The sequence below is a fragment of the Nocardia sichangensis genome, assembly GCF_047200615.1.
Taxonomy (GTDB): domain Bacteria; phylum Actinomycetota; class Actinomycetes; order Mycobacteriales; family Mycobacteriaceae; genus Nocardia; species Nocardia sichangensis.
Genome location: NZ_JBJZOK010000054.1, coordinates 1 through 19,985 on the forward strand (window position 1 = coordinate 1; position 19,985 = coordinate 19,985).

4 protein-coding genes and 1 pseudogene are annotated in these 19,985 nt (G+C 64.3%); 2 read left to right on the top strand and 3 right to left on the bottom strand.

The features are described 5' to 3' along the window. Window positions 1-211 (top strand): hypothetical protein (locus tag ACL03I_RS37560; protein ID WP_412808421.1); only part of this gene is annotated, 211 nt, incomplete at its 5' end. A 214-nt stretch (window positions 212-425) separates the two neighbouring features. Here ACL03I_RS37560 and ACL03I_RS37565 read toward each other — a convergent pair. Continuing rightward, window positions 426-734 (bottom strand): winged helix-turn-helix transcriptional regulator, encoded by a 309-nt coding sequence (locus ACL03I_RS37565; RefSeq protein WP_412808422.1) that lies wholly within the window; start codon window positions 732-734, stop codon window positions 426-428. A 1,191-nt stretch (window positions 735-1,925) separates the two neighbouring features. Here ACL03I_RS37565 and ACL03I_RS37570 point away from each other — a divergent pair. Continuing rightward, window positions 1,926-2,530 (top strand): annotated as a pseudogene (locus ACL03I_RS37570) (phthiocerol/phthiodiolone dimycocerosyl transferase family protein). Window positions 2,531-3,414: 884 nt separating this feature from the next. Here ACL03I_RS37570 and ACL03I_RS37575 read toward each other — a convergent pair. After that, window positions 3,415-3,654 carry a hypothetical protein gene (locus tag ACL03I_RS37575; protein ID WP_412808423.1) on the bottom strand — a complete coding sequence of 80 codons (240 nt, stop codon included), beginning with the start codon at window positions 3,652-3,654 and terminating at the stop codon, window positions 3,415-3,417. A 182-nt stretch (window positions 3,655-3,836) separates the two neighbouring features. Continuing rightward, complete coding sequence (locus tag ACL03I_RS37580) at window positions 3,837-19,781, bottom strand: sigma factor (RefSeq protein ID WP_412808428.1); 15,945 nt, start codon at window positions 19,779-19,781, stop codon at window positions 3,837-3,839. Between the last annotated feature and the right edge of the window lie 204 nt (window positions 19,782-19,985).

Sequence of the window (19,985 nt, forward strand, 5' to 3'; positions counted from 1 at the left end):
CGCCATGGAAAGCTTCTCCGCGCTGCCGCAGTTCAAGCGCGCACTCCCAGACCGGTTCACGCCCGACCAGCGCACACTGTTCTGCGAGCTCTTCGACCTCGCCACTGCCATCCTGGTCGAGCAGCAACCTACTGCACCCACAGAGGATGACGCCAGCACGGCGCACAGGCAAGCGAAAGGAGCCAACGCGGCCGCCGTTGGGACACAATAATCATTGCCGATCCGAAAATCCGGCGGAAATGCCGCAGGCCGGATGCGCCCGTCATCGGTCGACGCTGCGGCTCTCGGACCGAGGTGCAGTAGTCGTCACGGTTCAGTGCCGCGGCGCGGATCGTAGTCACGCAGTAGACCGGGGTGTAGATGGCGGAGACGGTGTGATGTGGCCGAGCAGGTCCAGCCCGAATCCGGCGCGGCGGGCCTTCGGATCACTTTGGAGGGGGGAGCTTTCGATTGCTGGCGTCGTAGGCCTGTCGGGCCTGTTCGACCTTGTCGAGGTTGACCGACCATTCGGCGAGTGTCGCGAACAGCGGCGCGAGGCTGCGTCCCAGGTCGCTGATCTCGTACTTCACTCTCCGTGGGACCCCGGGGTGGAAGGTGCGCACGACCAGACCATCGCGTTCCAGCTGCCGTAGCCGCTGAGTCAGCACCTTGGGTGAGATCGTGGTGATGCGGCGGTCCAGTTCTACGAACCGGTTGGTGACTTTCTCAAGTCCTCGCAATGCTGTGCGCGACAAGAGCCCTGCCCTGCTTAGTCGTTACCTTTCTCGTCAGGTCCGATCCAGGGAGGCGGTCGCCGAGATCGGTATGACTTCTTGCTCTATTTTCGCAGGATCCAGGGCGGTGTCGCCGGGTGCCGCCGGTATCGGATAGACCGCTGATCGGGACAGGGCCGCATGTCAAGTTTCTTCGTAACGTGGCGCGCGGTCCTTGCCTTGCCCACGTCGATGCAAACGCGGCGAGCTGGGGACCCTATTGATCGGTCCGGGGGTGTGCGAGAGCCGGTTGTCGGTGATTGCAGGTCGCAGCGTATCCGGCTCGGGTTTCGTAGCCCAAAGCGAAATATCTGCGGTGGCGGTTGTAGTCAGTTTTCCGGTCGCCGAGGTGAGCGAACGCCTTAATATTCGTGACCGCCACAAAATCGCTAATCATCTCGCCGGACCCGACCGGGAACCAGCGCCCTGAATTATCATGCGGCCGGATGCCTCCGGCGACATCCCATTAACCTACACGTGACCCACCCAATACGAACCACACCTGCGTCAATGTAACGGCGCATGCGCCCCATCCCACAGAACTGTCAGCTTGCTGCCAAAGTAGTACGTATCGAATTTTCGAGGGCATTGCCTATATCCGGGTAGATTGCGGACATGCTCCCTGCAACTGACGTTTATCAACGCACCCTCGACCCGCCCGAGAAGCTCTTCGCTGGTATGCGGTCCGCCGTTGCGTATTCGGTGATCGGCACCGGAAAAATCGATAACGAGTCGCTGGCAATCGCGTTCGCCGCCCTGCAGCGCACCTACCCATTGCTCTCCGGACGGATCGTCGCGGATGGCAAGGGAAACTACGATCTGCTGCTCACGCCACCGGCTCCGGCCCGGATCCGTGTCGCGGCAAGCCCTGTCGGCGAACTACCTACTGGCGCCGCCGCCATAGTGGCCGAAGACGAAGTGTGCGCGGTGGAAATCGCTCAGCAGGACAACGACTTCCGCCTGACTTTGCTCACTCACCACAGCATCGCCGATGGCATGGCGTCGCTCCGGTACCTAGAAGCGTTGTGCAGGTTGTACAGCCAGGTCACCGAAACGGGAGCGGCCGGTGCAATCACTCAACACCCTGTCCCGAAGTCGGCCGAACAGCTTCTCGGCGCCAACGGCATCGAGAAACAGCCGCTGTCTGCGGAAGTCGAGATGCCCGGCCCTGAGATGCCGTCACCCGCACCTCCGCGGGAACCGGTCGTACAACATGCCCGGCATGGACGGGTACGGCTCACCCAGGACAAAACCTCGGCGCTGTTCCCTCTCGCTAAACAACATGGTTTGACTGTCCACGGAATCGTCGCGACGGCGGCACGGCTCGCCGCACACGATCTCTCGGACGCTGACGGGCCGACCCCGTTCACCTTCGTATCGGCGGTTGATCTGCGGACCCGCCTGCAGCCCGTCGTGCAACCGAGAGCGGCACGAACGTCATTGGCGCTGACCACGCGGCGGTCTTGGTGGACCCCGAAGTCGACCTGTACGGACTTGGGCGCGCGGTCCTGAATTCCATTTCGGCCAATTTCACCAATCAGACCATCCATCGGAGGTTTCTGCGCAAGGTGGAACTCGGCGAGAATTCTGTAATTGTCACCAACTGGGGGCCGGTTCCCGCCTTGGCGCTACCCGACGGCATTCAGGCACACGATTTCCGGGGATCGGCAGGCGCGGTGATGGACTACGACCAAGCCGCAGCCCAAGACAGTGCCGCTGTGATGAACATAGTCGTCATCACCTTTGGGGGCCGTCTTTCACTCGAATACCAGACCTGAGTGACCGGCGGACCAGACCGGACCGTCGCCAAAACCGCGGCGCTGGAGCGCGCCTTCGACAGGTTGCTCGGCTAGCCTGGCGTACGATAACACCGCTGCCGCGGTACGGGAATCGTCCCCGTTATTTGCAACAAGCCGGGACGGGGCTCGCCGAGGTACTGGTTCTCCAGGGTGCATTGGTTCACCACGGTCACGAGCGCGGAACCTCGGCGTGGAGCTGGGCGAATTCGGCGTTCCTGTTGGCGATTGTCTTCTTGAGCTCCACGATGGTCGCCCGGAGCTGCGCTTCAACCGCGGGTGTGGCGCTGCACTCTGCGGCCCAGGCGTAGAACTCGTTTCTCAGGTCCGGATGTCGTTGTGTGAGTGCGTCTCGGTACGTCGGCTTACAGTGCCAGGGCAGCGATGGTGAGTGCTCCGTTGCAGCGCTGCGGTTTGCCGTCGAGGATACGGTTCATCGCGGCGCGGATGCGGCCGCGTTCGTCGGGCGCGGGGCTCATTGGTGGTTGTTCCGGCCTGGCCGACACCCTCTACGTGGGCAGGAGGCAGGGCGGTGCCGTCGTGGCGTTATGCGGCCGTCGTCACGGTTTCGGGCGGATAATCTAGTCGGGTGTCGGCGTGGTGGTGAACAAGGTCGGGCAGCGGGCGGGGTGTGCATCGTTGAGCTGGGAGTTGTTCGTAATTCATCTCCATGCCCTCTATCGCGCAACACGGCGCAGCTTGCTGCACGATGTCATCCGCGGAATGCCGCTTACGGCCAGCCACGATGTTCACCGCCCTTCCAGACCTCCACAGGACATAATGCCGGGCCGGTCCTATCCACTGGGTTGGCCATCGGGATCCGGTCGTACCAGGAATTCTCTCGCGCTGTGGTGCTGGACCGATCATCACGTGCCCGGATAATGTCCCGGGCGGCCGGAACGGACAACGCAGTTTGCACTGCTCCCAAGTAATGGGTGCGCGTTGACGATCATGCCCCGCAGCCGTTCGTAGTGGGGAATAGCTTTCAGGATTTCGTTCTCGTCGACTATTGCGACGGTCGTCACGTCGGCGACGAGTCGACCCAAGGTATACCGAAGCCGTCGCGTGCGCCAATCGTCGATGTGACCGATCAGCGGATCGATCACACCAACCGTTTCCAAAATGCAGCGGTGTGGTTCGCACGCCCAGCGCCCGCAGTGGCGCGAGTTCCTCTTCGGTGATTTCCGAGACCCGACGCTGCGCCTTTTCCAACGCCCGGCGAATGAGCGGGCGACAGGCGCTCCATAGTCGGTTTCCCCGGAGACGCACCGGAATGCTCGGTACGGGACTACTCCGGGTCTCCGGATTCACCGGGATTGAACCGTGTAACGGTCCATGGCGTCACGCAGCCGGGGACTGCTCCGATCGCCACATCCGTGTCGACTCTGCGCGGTGCGACGCCCAGGGCGTCGGCGATCTCGTTGCGGGTGGGCGGCGTGGCACCGCTGGCTGGCTGCCGTCGAACCCCGTTCGGCCGCGGTGCGGGCGCCCGCGGTGTGGGACTATCCGCGACGGGTGATTCACCGATCGATATGGAGATCGTCGAACCGGCTGCGCGGGTGGGTTCGGCGGCTGGGCGTGCGCGCCATGGACTCGATGGCTGCGCAAGCGCCGTGGGACCGTCACCCGGCCGCGACTGGCCGGCCCAGGGCAGAGTGCGCGGATCGACAGGCTTCGCGGTCCCGGTGGGTGTGGGTGAAATCCACGGTGACGCCGCCGCTGCGGTCGGCGGGGAGCCGGCTCGGTCCGTGCGGTCGGGTCTGGTGATCAGGACCACGGTGACGTTGTCGCGACTGCCGGCGTCGACGGCGGCGGTGGCGAATCCGCGCGCTGCGGCGAGGAGATTCCCCGATGTTCGGGTGAGTTGGGTCCGGACCTGGTCCGCGATCGCATCCGGCGTGCCGATCTTCTTGATCGGACCGTCGGAAACGAGCGCGACCACGCCGCGGCCGGTCATTTGGTGGGCGGTCGGATTAGGTTCGCGCCATTCGTTTTTCACGCCGAGGCCACGGAGGAGCGAGGACGCGTGCGGCATGCGTGCGGCCTGTTCCGCGCTCAGTCCCATCAGGTCCATGTAGCTTTGCAGTGCCGAATCGTCGGTGGTCAACTGGACTGCCGGACCGCCGTCCAGCGGAATCCAGTACGCACGGGAGTCACCGGCGCATTCCGTGAACAACTGGGTCGAGGTGACCAGTGACAGCACGATCGTGCTCTCCGGTGGCAGATTGCAGTCGGGGAACTCCCGCGAGATCAGGTCCAGCACCGCGTCCTGGGCCGCCTGCGTCGCCTTCGCCAGCACGGTCGCCGGATCCCAGGTCCGGCCCGCCACAACGGCGGCGGCCTCCTGTTCGAGGACCGCGCCTGCCGCGGCCGAGCCGACGGCAGCAGCACGGTCGCTGCGGATCGCTTCCCCGGAGGCGCCGTCACAGACCGCGGCAAGCGTCACCCGTTCCCCGTTGATCACCGCGGTCGCGATGGCGAAGTCGTCCTGGTTCGTATTCCGGCGGCCGACATCGGTGACACCGGCGGCATGGCCGAGGTCCACTTCCTTGTGGGGCGCCGGAGGTGGCAGGTCGAGCCACGGTTCCCGACGGTCGGCCGATGCGGATGCGGCAGGTGACTGCGCTTCGGACAGCGTGACCGGCGGCAGCTCACCCGAGCCGAGTGTCGCCGTGCCCGGTGCGGCGACCGGCTGCGCTTCCAACGTTCGCAGCAACTCGCGGACCTTGCGATCGGCCTGGCGATACTCGTCGACAACCTGAGCAATGCGCTGTTCTTGCGCCAAAAGATCGGCCGAGTTTTTCCGGTCCAGCAGGGCCATCAGCCAGCTCCGTGCCGCATCGGCATAGGAGATCAGTGCTTCGACGCGGGGGGCGGCGGGCACTGATCGCGGATTCTGCGCGAGTTTCCACAGCTCGTAGGCCGCGGTCCAGGCGTGCCGTGTCTGCTGGACCTCCGCGGCGCGCGCCGAATCCGATTCCAGCCGAGCCGATTCCGTGGCGAGGCCCTCGACAGTCTGTGCGAGCTCGGCGATGTCGACGCGATCGAGCGGTGCCGATCCCCGGCTCCATGGTGACGTATTCGCGGGTGCGGCATCTACTTTCGCCGCATGGTAGGCAAGGGCCTCGGTGGCGGCCCGGTATCTGTGGGTTGCTTCGGCAAGGTGGTTTTGTCGTGCCGTGACATTGTGGGCGACCTGTCCGGCGGACAGACCGTCGTCGAGTTCGGTATGCGCGATATCCAGCCAGCGCCCGACCGCCCGGCCAAATGTCTCCAACTCGGTGCGCTGGTTCGTGGCGCCCGGCGCGGCGCCCGGCATCAGCTTGTTCAGGTGAGTGAGGATGCGGCCGAGGTGCGCGCGCAGGGGACCGTCGGCATCGAACTGTTCCGCGGTGATCGCGGCGTGGACGCCCCGCAGCCACGCCGGAGAGAGCGCGTCCTCGACGCGACCGGCGGGCTGCCACGCCGACAGCCGATCTTCGTCCCGTGGGCGCACGGCACTGACATTGTCGCCGCCGCGCGGGTCGTCAGCGAAGAAGAGCCAGGGGTTGTCCAATTGTCCGAGGAGGACGGCGGGGGCGCGGTCGTTCGCTACGCCGCCCAACGGGTCGAAACTCTCCTCCCCCCGCGGAGCGGTGCCACGCCGTTGCCGACGAGCACCGCCTTGCTTGCGACGGGGTGTGGCCGGATCGTTCGGTTGCCCACCTTCGCGATCTGTCGGTGCCGGCTTGCCTGCCGGACCTCCGCTTCGACCGTCACCGCACGCGACGGCCGGAATTCGCGTACGTACAGCGAGGCGCGGATTCAGGGCGACCAGCACTTGGAGCGTAGCGCGGCATGACGAGCAGCCCTGCAAATGCGCATTCACCCGGTTTTCGGCTCGCCCGCGCAGGGGCCCGCGGACCCACGTTCCGAGTTTTTCCACTGTGTCGCGGCAGGATTCGTCGGAGTCAGGCGGAATCTGCGCTTGGAGATATGCCGCTCGCAGTTCCTCCACTGCCCGATGTCGTGCCACATTTGCGGCATTGGCGGAGGGCGCCTCGATGAGGCGTGCCAGCTCTGCCACCGGTAGATCGAAGTTGGCCAGTATCAGCCGAGCACGTTCGGACAAGGTACCCGGCGCCAGCGCCTGTTCGAGGAGAGCATGCTCGCGTCCCTCGACCTGCTCTTCAGACACATCGTATTCAGTCAAGTCGGGGCTCAACGTGATTCGATCGCTGTAGCCGAGTTTCTGAGCCAGGGCGTGCCTCCGTAATACGGTCAAGACGTAGGCCCGAAACGAGGATTCTGGTCCCAGCCCCTTCCGCAGTGCGGCGAGTGTCGCGAGAAACGCATGCGACACCAGATCGTCCGCGTCCGAGGGCCGGAAGCGAGAGCGTGCGTAACCCCGAACCGCGCCGATATGACGTTCGAACAGTGTTCCGAAGGCTTCGGTGTCTCCGTTGCGCACCGCGGCCATCAGCTCGACATCGCCCCGTGGGTCCGACTGCGTGGACATCGCGGCGTGCTGTCGCGGCCCCGGAATCAGGGTGCCGCCGATCGATGGTGAATCGGTCGCTTGTTGCGGTGTTCGCATGTCGCTCGAGCTCTTGGACGCGGCGGTGTCCTTACCGGCTTCCGCGGACTTCGATCCCGATGTGGGCTGGGCTGGAATCCGCGGCTCCCCGCGCTCGGAGGTGGAAACGACCGGCGTATTCGCGTCGGAGTCGTCCCCGGGTTCCGCCCGGCCCAGGCGCGTGGCGGGCGCAGGCACTCGGTGCCAGTCCGTGCTGCTCTCTCGGTCGTCGGTGCTGAGGCGGTTTTCCGGCACGCCGTCGGCCTTGTAGGTGATGGCGTGGAAGGTGGCACCCTCCCGTTGCTGCTGCCGCAGCTGTGCATAGCGTGGGCGTACGTCCTCGCCGGAGAGATCCTGTTCGGTGACTCTGCCGTCGAGACCCGCGACGAGTTCGTGTAGCCGGATTTCGCCATTGTGGTCGGTGGTGAGCGTGAAGACGTGACCGTCGATGTGGTCGTCGCGGGCATCGGGGTATTGGATGCTGATCAGCGCCAGATGGGCGGACTCGTCAGGGTCGCTGATGCGGGCGGTGATCTCGTCGAGAGTCGTCTCGGTCCACTGCCCGCCGGCGTATTGGGCGAGTTCGCGGGGATGGAAGCCGGTGTATTCGACGATGACGGCGGTGTCGGCATCAGGTATCTCGGCCGGTGTGTTGTCGAAATGGTCCCGGATGAAAGTGAGTTCGGCGACTGCGCAGCGGGGGTCGGTGATGGACCCGGCTCGCAGGTAGGCGGTCCGGGCTGCACGCCGTATTTCGGCATCGACCTGTGAATCCGTACCCGCCTGATCCTCACGGACCGGTGCACGAGCGGCAGGATTATGGTCGGCAGCACTCTCGACCGCTGTTTCCTCGAAGGTAGTGCCGACCGGTGCGACCAGGGGAGCCACGGCATCCTCGGTTTCAAGGGCACGGTGGATCGTGACCAAGGTGCGCGCGGCCGCATGTAGCTCCTGCGCGTCAGGGAAGTGATCGGTCAGGGTGCGCGCCGTGTCGAGCAGTCCGCCGGCATCGTCTGGAACTGGACCGGGCAGGGACGCCCTGGTCATCAGCCGCTGAAGTGCTTCTCGCACATACACGCCCAATTCCCGCGTTGCACCCACCATCTCGCCGGCCGATGTTCGTTCGTCAGCGAACGTTGATACGCGTGCCGTGAGAGCAGCGTGCTTCTCGGCGAGGAGATGCCAAAGCTGCCGATCATCGTAGCTTGCTGCCCATGCATGAAGCTCCTTGAGCGGGGCCGTGGCGGCATCGGGCGGGGAGTTGATCGCGGCGCTGGTTTCTGGCCGAGTTTCACCTGACGTTACCAACTTCCACAGCCGCGTATATTTGACGCGGTCGCGCGGTTGCCCTGGAGCAAACGGGGCAATCTCGCCGTTCATTTCTCGATAATTTTCACGCTGCTGACCGTAACCGAACAGTGCAACCGGATCGATTGTCGGACCGCGTTCTCCGAGCTTGGCAATCAAATCGCCGTATCGCAGGCTGCCTGCCCGGACCATCGCAACCCAGTCCGACAGTCGAGCGGGGAGGCTGTCGAATTCTCGAACTGCGCTCGCAAATCTTCCATCCTGCTCCAACGACCAATTCATCAGAATCCGAGAAGCTTGCCCATTGTGCTCAACCGGATGGATGGAGACAAACCATCGCCGGAGGCTCGCTGCGAGCTCATATGGATCGTAATTGGATTCCCGTTTCGCCGCGTTGTACCAATCGCACAAAGCTTGTAATTCTCGGCGGAGATCTTCGGGTGAATCGAAATCCGGGTACTTGATTACGCCGTAGTCGCCGGGACCCGCTGGTGGGGACAGATATACTAGGAGAGGATTCTCGTCAATAGCCGTTATCTGATCGGGAGTCAGTTCCGAGTACAAGATTCCTACTCTCGATCTCGGTTCCGGAATCTCTCTGCTTTTCGGCAGGTTTTCCGCCAATGCCAAGGCGCGGTCCAATTCCAAGATGAAATCCACCGTCAGCTCTTGATTGCCGTGCTGCCGTGCAACCAAACGTGCACCCAGATGACCCGCCCACCTTCGCTTACCGAAGATGACTTCCGGCCGGGGCTGCCCCGCGATGATCGCGACGCCCAGGAATTTCTCCTCGAGCGACAGGCTCGCCTCGATAAGAAGCGCGGCCCGGGTTTTTATTCCGAGCGCCGCCAAGCGGTTGCCGATCTCCGCTTCCAGATCAGCTTCGTTCTCAGGGGCGGACTCCGCGGACGGATGGATTTCTGGCTCTGATCGCGATTGGGATCGTCCTACTCCGGACACACCTCCTGGCGGTGTGCTGAAGGCGAAAGGCCCTTCTGCAGGCTGTCCTCGCTTCGTCCACGGTGACGGGACCACCACCGCGCCGTCAGCGCGGGTCGCGTTCCCTCGGGGGAGATCGAGAGCGTCGTCCAGGGATGTCGAGTAGCTCTTCGGGGGAGTGCGGTCCTGGCGCCTCGCGATGCCAGCTGCACGGGCCGCAGGTACGGGCGAATATTCGTGGTGCGCCGCGGCGCGTCCCAGATCCTCTGGTAGCGGGTAACCGAGCCACTGCGCGGCAACGAGGATGATCCGTTCTTCGGCCGTGATATCGGAGGCTGCTCGACGCAGTACCCGACTGACCTTCGACTGTGCCACCCCAGCGACCTTCGCGACGTCTTTCTGAGCTGGCTTTCCGGTGAATCCGCCCGCCAGCAGGTCGCGGTATCGGATGGCCGCAGCGGCCAATTCCGGGTTTGAGAGGTCGCTGGACTGCGGGTCACCGGTGGGAGCATCAGCGAAGTAGTGCGCCAGTGCAGCGACGAGCGCGGCGGCCTGCGGCGACTTCGACATTCCGGCCAGCCGCCGCAACTCGCGCAGTGGAGCATCGGAATCCAAGGCGGCGAGCGGTGCTGACGGGTCGGACCCGAACATCCGATCGAGGCGCCGGGCCAAGGCTTCGGCAATGGTGACGAATGCCCGTCGCAGTTGTTCGAGCCGGTCCTGGCGGTCCGGTGGTAGAGAGTCGGTGTTCGCGGACTTCCTGGTCACCATCTCGACTCGGCGGTGCAGGTCGAGCGACTCCGAGATCCAGGCGATCAGCTGGGAGGTATCCATCGCCGCCAGAACATCGTCGGGCGCCTCGGCGATTCGCCGCTGGACGGCGTCCACGGCGGAGCGCACGGCTCCCATCGCCACGACATTTACTGGCACCGAGAGCAGTTCGGCCAAGGTCCGGCGGGCTGCCGAAACCGCAGCTCTGTCGGCGGCAGGGTCACTCACGGCCTTGTCCGGCTGTGGCTCATAGTTTTCGGGCGCGCCGGTGATGTCGATATCTCCGAAGTGGCGAATGCTGTCGTCGCTGCGGTCATGGCCGATGCGGGTTTGTGGCCGGGGTGCGGTTTCCCAGTCGGCGTTGGTCCAGTTGTCGTCGGGGCTGAGGGGGTTTTCGGGTTGGCCGTCTTCGCGGTAGGTGATGGCAAAGAACTTGGTGCCTTCTCGGTTCAGCTTTGCCAGGCGGTCGTGGGCCCCGCGACCGTGGAGGGAGACGTCGATTGTGTTGCCGTCGGTGTCCAGGGCGAGGGTGTTGTCGGGGTTGCGGCGAAGTTCGTTGAGCCAGAGTTGGCCGGTGTCGTCGGCGCCGAGGGTGAGAACGTGGCCGTCGATGCGGTCGCCGCTCGCGCCGGGATACTGGACGGTGACGAGCGCGAGGGCTGTTGGGCGGGCGGGGTTTTCGATATTAGAGGTGAGTGTTTCAAGTGGGGTGCGGCCCGCGGTCTCATCGCCGGGGGTGAGGTTGACGTATTGCCCGTGGGCGTACTGAGCCAGTTCGCGGGGATGGATACCGAAGTTCTCGATGATCGCGATGGTGTCCGCATCGGGAACCTCGACCGGTGTGTTGTCGAAATGGTCCCGGATGAAAGTGAGTTCGGCGACTGCGCAGCGGGGGGCGGTGATGGACCCGGCTCGCAGGTAGGCGGTCCGGGCTGCACGCCGTATTTCGGCATCGACCTGTGCATTCGTATCGGCGTAGCGGACCTTCTTCTCGATCTTCTCGGACGAATTCCGGGCAGTGACACCGGGGTCCGACGGTGTCGTCGATTGCGGGTTGCGCTCCTCGGCGGCGCCGGTGGCCCGAGTTTCGGTGTCGACACGGACCGCAGTTGTCAGGGATTCCGGGCGTATAACGATCCAGTCTCCCGAATCCGCATGGACATTCGCTTTACTGCCGGGGTAAGTGGCGACGCTGACCCACCTGCGCTGGACACGTTCCCAGTGTTGGACCCACGCTTGCAGTTCGGGCGCCACGCGACCGAGCAGGTACGGACTGTACCAGTCACCTTTGGTGTATATCTCGATCTCCTCGCGGCGGGCAAGGTCTTCGAAACGGCTCGCCAGAATATCGCTACAGAGTTGGAAGTCGTAGCCGCTCGGCCAACTGTCCAGTCCGAGCCTGTACCGACTGTCGAAGAATGCTTTTTCCGGTTTGGGTTCATCGTTGTCATATCCAGCTTCACGATAGCTTCGCACGGCATTATCGACGTGTCGCCTTTGCTCTTCTGGGGCGAGATTTGCCGAAAATTCGGTGGCCATTCTTCTCATCTCATCGACGGTCTGGGGAAAAGTTTTTCCGGGAGTCGCCGAATAGAATTTCGAAGATGTTCCGAACAGGCGGACATCGGCATCTGTAATTCTGTCGAGCTCCAAGGCTCGACGCATGTGGTCGACGCATTCTTCCCATAGATCGCGGCTGAATCCCAGCGGGATGCGTTGTTCGATCATGTCGCGATACTGCATATGCGATACCCCCGCGAAACGCAGTTCGTGTTCGGTAGGTCGACTACCGATGAAGCCCCCGTCGTCATGGTCCGGAGCCTGCTCGGGCGATTGGCCCGCACCGTCATCGCCGGTACCGAATTCGCTGATGGGGCCGGGGCGGTCGTGTCCCGATCGCCGTGACCATGGTGTCGTTCCCAGCGTCGGCCGACCCGGCGTGCGGCCGATAGACCCCAGCCACTGGTCCAGCCAGTCGGCAGCGCCGGCGAGTGCGTCCTGAGCGATCAACACCTGGGCATGCTCGCTACACAGATATCCGTCTACCTGACGCTTCGCTTCGTCTTCGACGCTATTCGCGGGCAAGCCTTGCCGACGAAGTTCAGCAGCTTTCTTTTCGACGAACTCTTGTCCGAGGGCATGTTCCCGCACATAGCACCGCTCCCGATACTCGTCGAGAGCCTTCTGCTCGGCCCGCGCGGTGGTTTCGGGGTCGGCGTCGATGGTGCGGATGCGGGCCAGTAGGCTGGAGGCGGGATTGATCGATGGCCGGCTATTGGTCCAGGACTCCGCGATTCGGGAATGGGACGGTGCCATCCGAGCTTCTTTCTGCGGCATATATTTCGCACGCATGCGGACGGCATGTCTTTTGGTTTCATTGTGGAATTCTACGGCAGTGAGATATTCGGGATGGTGCGAATCCTCGTGGAGCAGGCGGGAAGCCATATTCCGAAGGAAGTCTCTGTGTTCGGCACGAAGGGCCGTGTTCTCGAGGGTCCAGGTCGGAGGGTAGTGATATCCGCTTTCAGGGTCCAGGAACTTCACGTTCGCGAGGAGTCGATCGGCGTATGCCCTTTTCGCAACCGCAGGTCCAGCGTCGATGAATTCGAGAATCTCGATTGTGGATTGGGGGCGCAGGCGGTTGGTGTCGGGCCGGGTGGGTTGCCAGTCCGGGTTTTGATCGAGACGCGCTGCGACGCTGGGTCCGAGACCTCCGCGAATCAATTGCAGAACTTCAGCTCGGCTTCTCTCGCCGGGATCGGCAATGAAGCTGTTGATGTGTTCGATTTCCGCATTGATCGCCCTGGAGAGAGTCAAACCCTTGGGGTATCGGGCCGACATATTGTCCTCACAGGACAGGCGGCTGCTGTCGGTGAGGGCGTCGTACTCGGACAGCGTATCCAGATCGATGCCGGCTACTGCTTGGACAACAGGATCTGGGTCCAATCTGCCGACTTGTCTGCCGGTACGTTCGTCGAAGGTTGTGCCCAACACGATGCGGCCGAGACGTTCGATCTGCTGTGGCTGATATCCGAGGTGGCGGGCGTGGGCTTTGACCAATTCGGCCGAGCGGAGTTCGTCGTAACCGCTCGCATTGTCGCTCTTACGTCCGTTGCCATAGACGATGTCACTGTAGACTTCGCCGACCATCGCGTCGAGACGGTCCTGGAGGTTGATAGGCACGCCGGCGACGACCAGGTTGTCGAGATGCTGCCTGAGCCTCGCCAAGCTGCGCAGAATGCCATCGCCGTTGTGGTAAGCCGCCAGCGTGCCGTGCTCGGGCTTTTCCAGGTCTCCGACGATCCGGTTTACCGCAGGCTCACCGTCCTGCGCCATATCGGGGTCGCCGCCGTACAGGGTGTATGCGGCGTGCAGGCCCATGGCTGCCAGCCGGAGCGCGCGATGTATAGTCTCTCGCTCGGCGCGCGTCGCCGTTTCGAGAAGGCGCTCCGGCAACCCCGCACGCAGAAGCTCGATCTCTCGGGTGAGCATATGTTCGCGCAAGGGGGCTTGCCGCGGGTCCAGCAGCAACTCACGAAGACGATCGCTCTCGGCGAGTTCATCCGATGAACCGCGCTGCAACCGCGCATACACCTGCGGCAACGTCTCCGAGCCACGGCGCAACCGTGCCCACGCCTCCGGCACATTCTCATGCGGCCGTCGACCGATATAGTCCTGGGCGTCCCCGTCCTTCTCTCGATCGGCGCCCTGCGATCGCCGCCGATCCGATTGACCATTCGGCACCGTTGCTGTCGACGGTTGATGCGAAGCGCGCCGACTCGACGCGGTTTCCGGATCCGAATAGTCCACACCACCCGTGCCCGGCACATCCGATGATGCGGGCGATTGTGGGCTGCGCTGGCCGGTGGCACCGGCGGCCAGGCCTTCGATGTCGAATCGAATTTTTACCGCATTCGGGCGATACTTCGACGTGTCGGCGAATACGCCCCGAACGCTGCCGTTCGTGTTGTAGGTGACGACGATTTGATTTCCCCGGCGTAGGTCGGGCTGCTCGTGGGCGTTGTAGACAACCGTGTCCGCGTCTCGATAGAAGCCGAAGGGGCCGGGTTCCGTCGCCCGGTACAACAGTGTCGGGGAGATGAAGGGGCCGGTGGGGGAATCCGCCAAATAGCCCATGATGTCGGCGCTGTACGGAAAGGTGGTGTCCTGGGTGACCAGCAGGAAGTGGCCATCCGGCAACCTGGATACGCTGTACTCGTTGGCGACGCCCGACATCACCCGCACGGAATCGGCTTCCCGCGGAGACCATTTGCCCGCATCGCCGAGGAACTGCCACGGTTGTCGTAGATCATCACCCTTCACACGCGCGATGTGCATGAATTTTTCGGCACCCTCGTCTTCGACGCCATAGATGTAGGTGTAGTCGTCACGGGCGTCGAATTCCATCCATGACGCCCAATGCACACTGGTCTCGGAGGGCATCGGGGTGACGTCGATCCGACTCAAATCCCCGGCATCGAAGCGAATGAGCACATTTCCTTTGAACACCAGCTCGCCATTCCCACCGGGGATCATGGCCGTCTGGATGCGGGCGGCGTCGAAGTCACCGCCGGTGTCGACAACGCGTACGTCGCCAGTGAAACGCAGGAACAGCACATCGAGGGTGTTCCGGCTGGTGACATGGGACCCACCGAGCCAGTAGAACTCCCCGTCGTGCGGCGGCATCACCGCCCTGACCTGTCCATCGGGTGTTTCGCTGAGTATCGTCCGGGCTCGGCCGCTGTGGTCGATCTCGACGAAACTGTTGCTCACGAAAGGGGTGTCGAGTGAACGCGATCCATCGGCTTGCACGCGCCCCAGAAAGGTATCGGAGAACATGATCACATAGCGACCATCCGGCAGCCGGCGCATGTAGGTGCTGTCTCCGCCGGTCCAACCGTCGTCATCGTGATAGGCCACCCTGGACAGCAGCGTATTCAGATCGTGGTGGGGCGTGGCCGATATGACCTTCAATCGCGGTCGGTCCGGTAGTTCGGCAACCACCTCCGGTGCGGTGCTTTCGGGACCGGGCAGAGAAATACCCGGCTGTGCGCCGACGGTCCCGGAAAGCGTATGTGGGACCTCTTCCTTTTCACTTTTGAAGACCGCCGCCAGATCGCTGATCGGAGGCACAGCCCCAGCTATCACTCTGTGCCACAGCTCGGCCTGCGCCCGTGCCCCTGGGTCGTCCCGCTCGGCGAGCACGCCCTGATCGCCGTTCGCGTCGATCGCGCGGTCCACCACCGGCGACAACTCCAGGACTGTCGACGGCGGTTGCCCCGCCACCGCTGGCCTTGCACGGGCCGGGTCGGGCCGCCGCAGGTTTGCCCCGGGCTCCGAGGGTCTGCTGTCGATGCGGCCGTCGGCCTCGGTTCCTGGCTGATTCTTTGCGTCCGTTCCCGATTCCGCTCGGCTGCGGGGATCCTGGTGGTCGCGACCGTCGGTGCTTTGCGGCGCGGGGGCCGCATTGGTGTCGGGCAACTCGGTTCCGTGTACTTCGGCCAGTGCGAACTCGCTGAAAGCCGGTCCCGCCTCGTCGAATTCGAACCATATCGTGGTGGCGCCGTCCGGGCGGCTATCCATACCGAAGCGGTGGGCGAGGTAGCGGAGCAGCCAGGTGGTCCTGCTTTCGGCATACTCGGTGAGCGGGGTGGGCGCCACGGCGCCGACGTCGGACACTTCGAAGCGAAGTGTCCGAGCCCCTCGGGGTCCCGACTTCGTCGCCGAGATCTTCCCGCCGCGTCGCACATGCGTATACATCGACGCCAGGTCCGAGCCGAGAGTCGCAGTGGAACGCGCTTGATCCGGGTTCGCCCAATCGGCGACGAAATGGCGGATATCCGCGCGAGCGGTGTCCACGGTGTGCTGCCTGCCGGTCGAGTGCTGATCGGCGGACGTGGTCAGTTGCAGTCGGTTCGGGGTGACCGGAGCGCTGCGGTCGGTGAGCCAGGACGGCCCTCCGCCCGCTTCCTGGTATCCGAGTTTCGTCGGCTGTCTCGGGCGACCGGGAGCGACCTGCACGATATAGGTTTCCGGCGTACCGAGGTGAAGGAGCACATCGGATTCCCACGAGCCGAATCCGCGGTCTGCGCGGTTGACCTCCTCCAGATCGGCGAGGAAGGTTTCGTTGGCGAGGCCGAGGCGGTGTGCGACCTCGTCGACGACCTCCGGCCCATCCGGTTGACCGCCCCATATCGCTACGGTCGTGGTGGCGAATCCGGCGTCGGTCAGTCGCTGCGCCAGTGAAATGCCGTATGCACCGGTGACGTCCGACCACATCCGCTGTTGTCTCGTGAGGTGATCCAGGCCGACCAGGATCGCCATTTTCGCGCCCGGCAGCCGCATGGTCTCGGTGATGACCCGTGCCATGTGGGATTCGCGTACGTCACGCAGGGGCGACCCGCTCGGCGAGGAGGGTTTTTCCACATCGAACGGAACGATGGTGATCCCGGCGGCGGCCATTGCCTTGACCGTCTCCGCCCAGTTGCCGAAGCCCGGACCACATCGGATCCCGCTCAGGTCGACCTGTTTTCTCGCGTTCAGAGCGTCGAATACCGGATGCGGGGGTGCTTCGATGCCGTAGTGAGTGACGCCGACGGCGCGCAGGGCAGCCGCCTGCTGTTCGAGGAATGCCCGTCCCGCCGGGTTGGTGTGGGTTTCGCCGAACAGCACGATCTGTGCGTCGGCGGCCAGCCGGGCAATATTCACCGGTTGCCGGACGAGCATGGCGTGTGCCAGCAGTCGGATGTGTGGAGGATCCTCGGTGGACTGTTCGGCGATCGCTGCTTCATCGGCCGCCGCAACGGCCTCGGCGTCGCTGTTCATATCGCGGGCATGGCCCTCATGGGGTCTGCTGCCGACCGGTGAGCGTTCGTCTCGGCGTGGGTCGTTAGACCCGTCTCGGGCGGTACCCGGTCGGACCGGCACGGCCGCGCCCAGGTCCGTTAGCTCCGCGGATATCGAAACGATTTCATCCACCGTGGCGTCGGGAACGACGACTTGCTGGGATGGCGCCAGGTTCTCGGCGGTCGGGGGGCCCATGCGCGAACCAGCGACGAGATTGCCGTCCCGGTCGAACTCGATGGTCTCGAACAGTCGGCGGTCGACGGGCACCCTATCGATGAACTTTTGTTGCTCGCGACGCCAATCATCGAATGCCACAGCTTTGTTCAGCAGTGCGCGGCGGTTCCGGAGGTCCTTGGGACCGTAGTCGTTCGCGGGGTCACCGTCCCGCGAGGCCGCCAGGTCGACGACGACCAGGTTCGGTTCGGCGACCGAGTCGCTGTCGTTGACGAGCAAGACCATATGGTCGTTGGCATCGACGCTGCCCGTCGCTCGGGTGTCCTTCCATTTGTAGACCAGGACATTGATCCCACCCGGCCGGGACTGCAACGATTCGGCCACCTGATCCAGCGATTCGGCCTTCTCGAGCCCGGCGCCGAACACCTTGCGCACCGCATCGCGGCCGTGGCCCCGCAGCGTGGTGGCGGGCATCTCGAAACGGCGGGCGTTGTCAGGGCACAACACTCGCATGCCGGTCACAGCATTGTTGACGCAACTGTTGGGGCTGCGGCGGTGAATCTGTACGACCAGATCGAGCAGGGTCGCGGTGGCCAGATACTGTGACGCGGCGGCAATGATGTCCTCGGCCGCCCCGTCAGCGACATCCCTAGTGTCCGCGTTCTGGGCGTCTGCATCCCGGGCGGCTGCCGCTTGGACGTCCGGATCCTGGGCGTCCCTGCTCACCGGTCCGGAAACTACCGCAGCGGAATCGATATCGTTTCCGACGGCGAACTGCCCGGTGTTCGTGGCGGTCAAGTGATCACCGACCGCTTCGCCCAGGATGTCGCGGGCGATAACGGGTGTGATGCCGGCGGCCGGATAACCCAGCGCCGCCGCGAGGGCGTCCCTCGCCTCGGTCAGCAGCGGATCGAGCATACGCATGCCCTCGGCCCCACCGATATCCGCGATCGGCACACCGAGTTCGTCGGCGAGCCGGTTCCGCAGCGGCATGATCTCGATCAGCGCGTCGACATCGCTGAGTCCCGCACGCTCGAGCGCCTTCGCGGGGGCGGTGGCCTCGACATGTTGCCGTAGCGCCTCCGCCGAGGCAGGCGCGATACCGGCCCGATTCAGCAATTCGCGCACCGGGTCGATGGCACCGTTGCGTTCGAGTTCGGCGATCTGGTTCGCGACGGCCGGAGCCGGGATTACCAGCAATCCGGCCAGCCGTGTCGCCTGGTCCGCCGGCTCATCCGGGCGGGTGAAGTCGGGTTCCCCGTACAACCCGGTGTCGGCTGCGGCGAGGGTGAGAGTGTGGTTGTCAGTCGAGAAAGCATGGTGGCGAATGAAATTCGCAGTGGAGTGCCGCAGCGCGCGCTGCTGAAGTTCCGGTGTCATCTCACGGATGGCATGGCTCGCCGCGACGACCGCATCGTGGGTCTGGGGTGTGGGATCGGCGTTGTGGGCGGCCACGGCCTGTTCGTAGTGAACTACCGCCTCTCGGACCCCACGCAGGTGCATGGCGTTGCGAATCAGCGCGTCCTGCGTCGACATCACGACTTGCGCGCTACCGCGGTCGCCGTTGCGTGCGGTGCGGTTCTTGGCCTGTTCGTGGATGTAGGACTGCTCAGGGGCCTCGGTCATCCACACGTGCATGCCGCCCTTGGCCTTCACAGCCTCTGATACCGAGATGTCGACGCCACGCTGACCTTGCCGGTTGATCACCAGGATCTTGCCCTGCTCACCGGCCTCGTCGAAAACCTTCTGCAACTCGGTTTCCCAGTCGGCACCCCACTCGAGGATCCGCTTGGCGTCCACCGCTTCGATGGCGTCCCTCGGCACGCCCGCGCGCACCAACGCCTCCACCTGCCGTTGCACCAGATCGTTGCGGTGACACAAGATCTCCTGGAACCGGCCTTCGCCCCCCTGTCGCATCTCGTGCGCGTATTCGGCGACCGTGCTCAGTTTTGCGTGGGTGCTCTCGACCACATCGTGCTGGCCCTCCATCAGCCGATGCGTCTGGGACCGCCCGACCTCGTGCGCCTCCGCCAGACCATAGATCCTGCCCAGCACGGGATTCAGGTCGGCGAGGGTGCCCGAGGCACCCGTCACCTCATCGAAGAATTCACCCCCCACGCGGTAGATCTCCGCCGCGTTGAGGCGTTTGGCCGATTCCGCGTCCGCGCGCACCACGATCCGATGCTGCTCGGCGCTCACGCCGCGTGCCTCGGCCGCGCGGATCTCCTTCGCCTCGACGGCCTGAGCGAGACTCGCCTTACCCGGCTCCGCGCTCCACCGTGATTCGCTCGAGGTCTTCGGGTTGCGTTGCAAGCCGTGTTCGGCCTGATCGATGATGGCGATCTTGCCCGCGTCCATCTCGTAATGAACGCCCTTGCGGACGAGAAACTCGGCGTGGGCGGCGATTTCGAGCCTCGACCCCGCCATCCCGTCCAGCCACTTCCTACCCCCGGGCAGCGCCTCGATCTTCGCCCGCCCCTCGGGCGTCAGTTCCGGTTGACCGTCGTACCAGAACTCGAGCTCCGGGCTGCCGTCGGCGCGCACACCGATTTCTTCAGTGATCCGCGCGAGGCCGAAATCCTCGTGGGACAACGTCCCCTTCGCGAGCGCGTCGGCGAGGAAGTCGTGCGCGGCGAACACCTCGTCCGCCGTCGCCTGCGGCGCAACCAGCTCCGCCCCCTCCGACCGCAGGAATTGCCGATTCCCACGGTCGATGATTCCGTCGATCTCGTCGATCAACACCCTCCGTGGCGGCGCGTGACCCGCGTTGCACAAATGCCCGACCGTCTCGCCGGTCGCCACCACGATCGCCGGTCGCCCCTCGGTGATCGACCCGAATCCTGT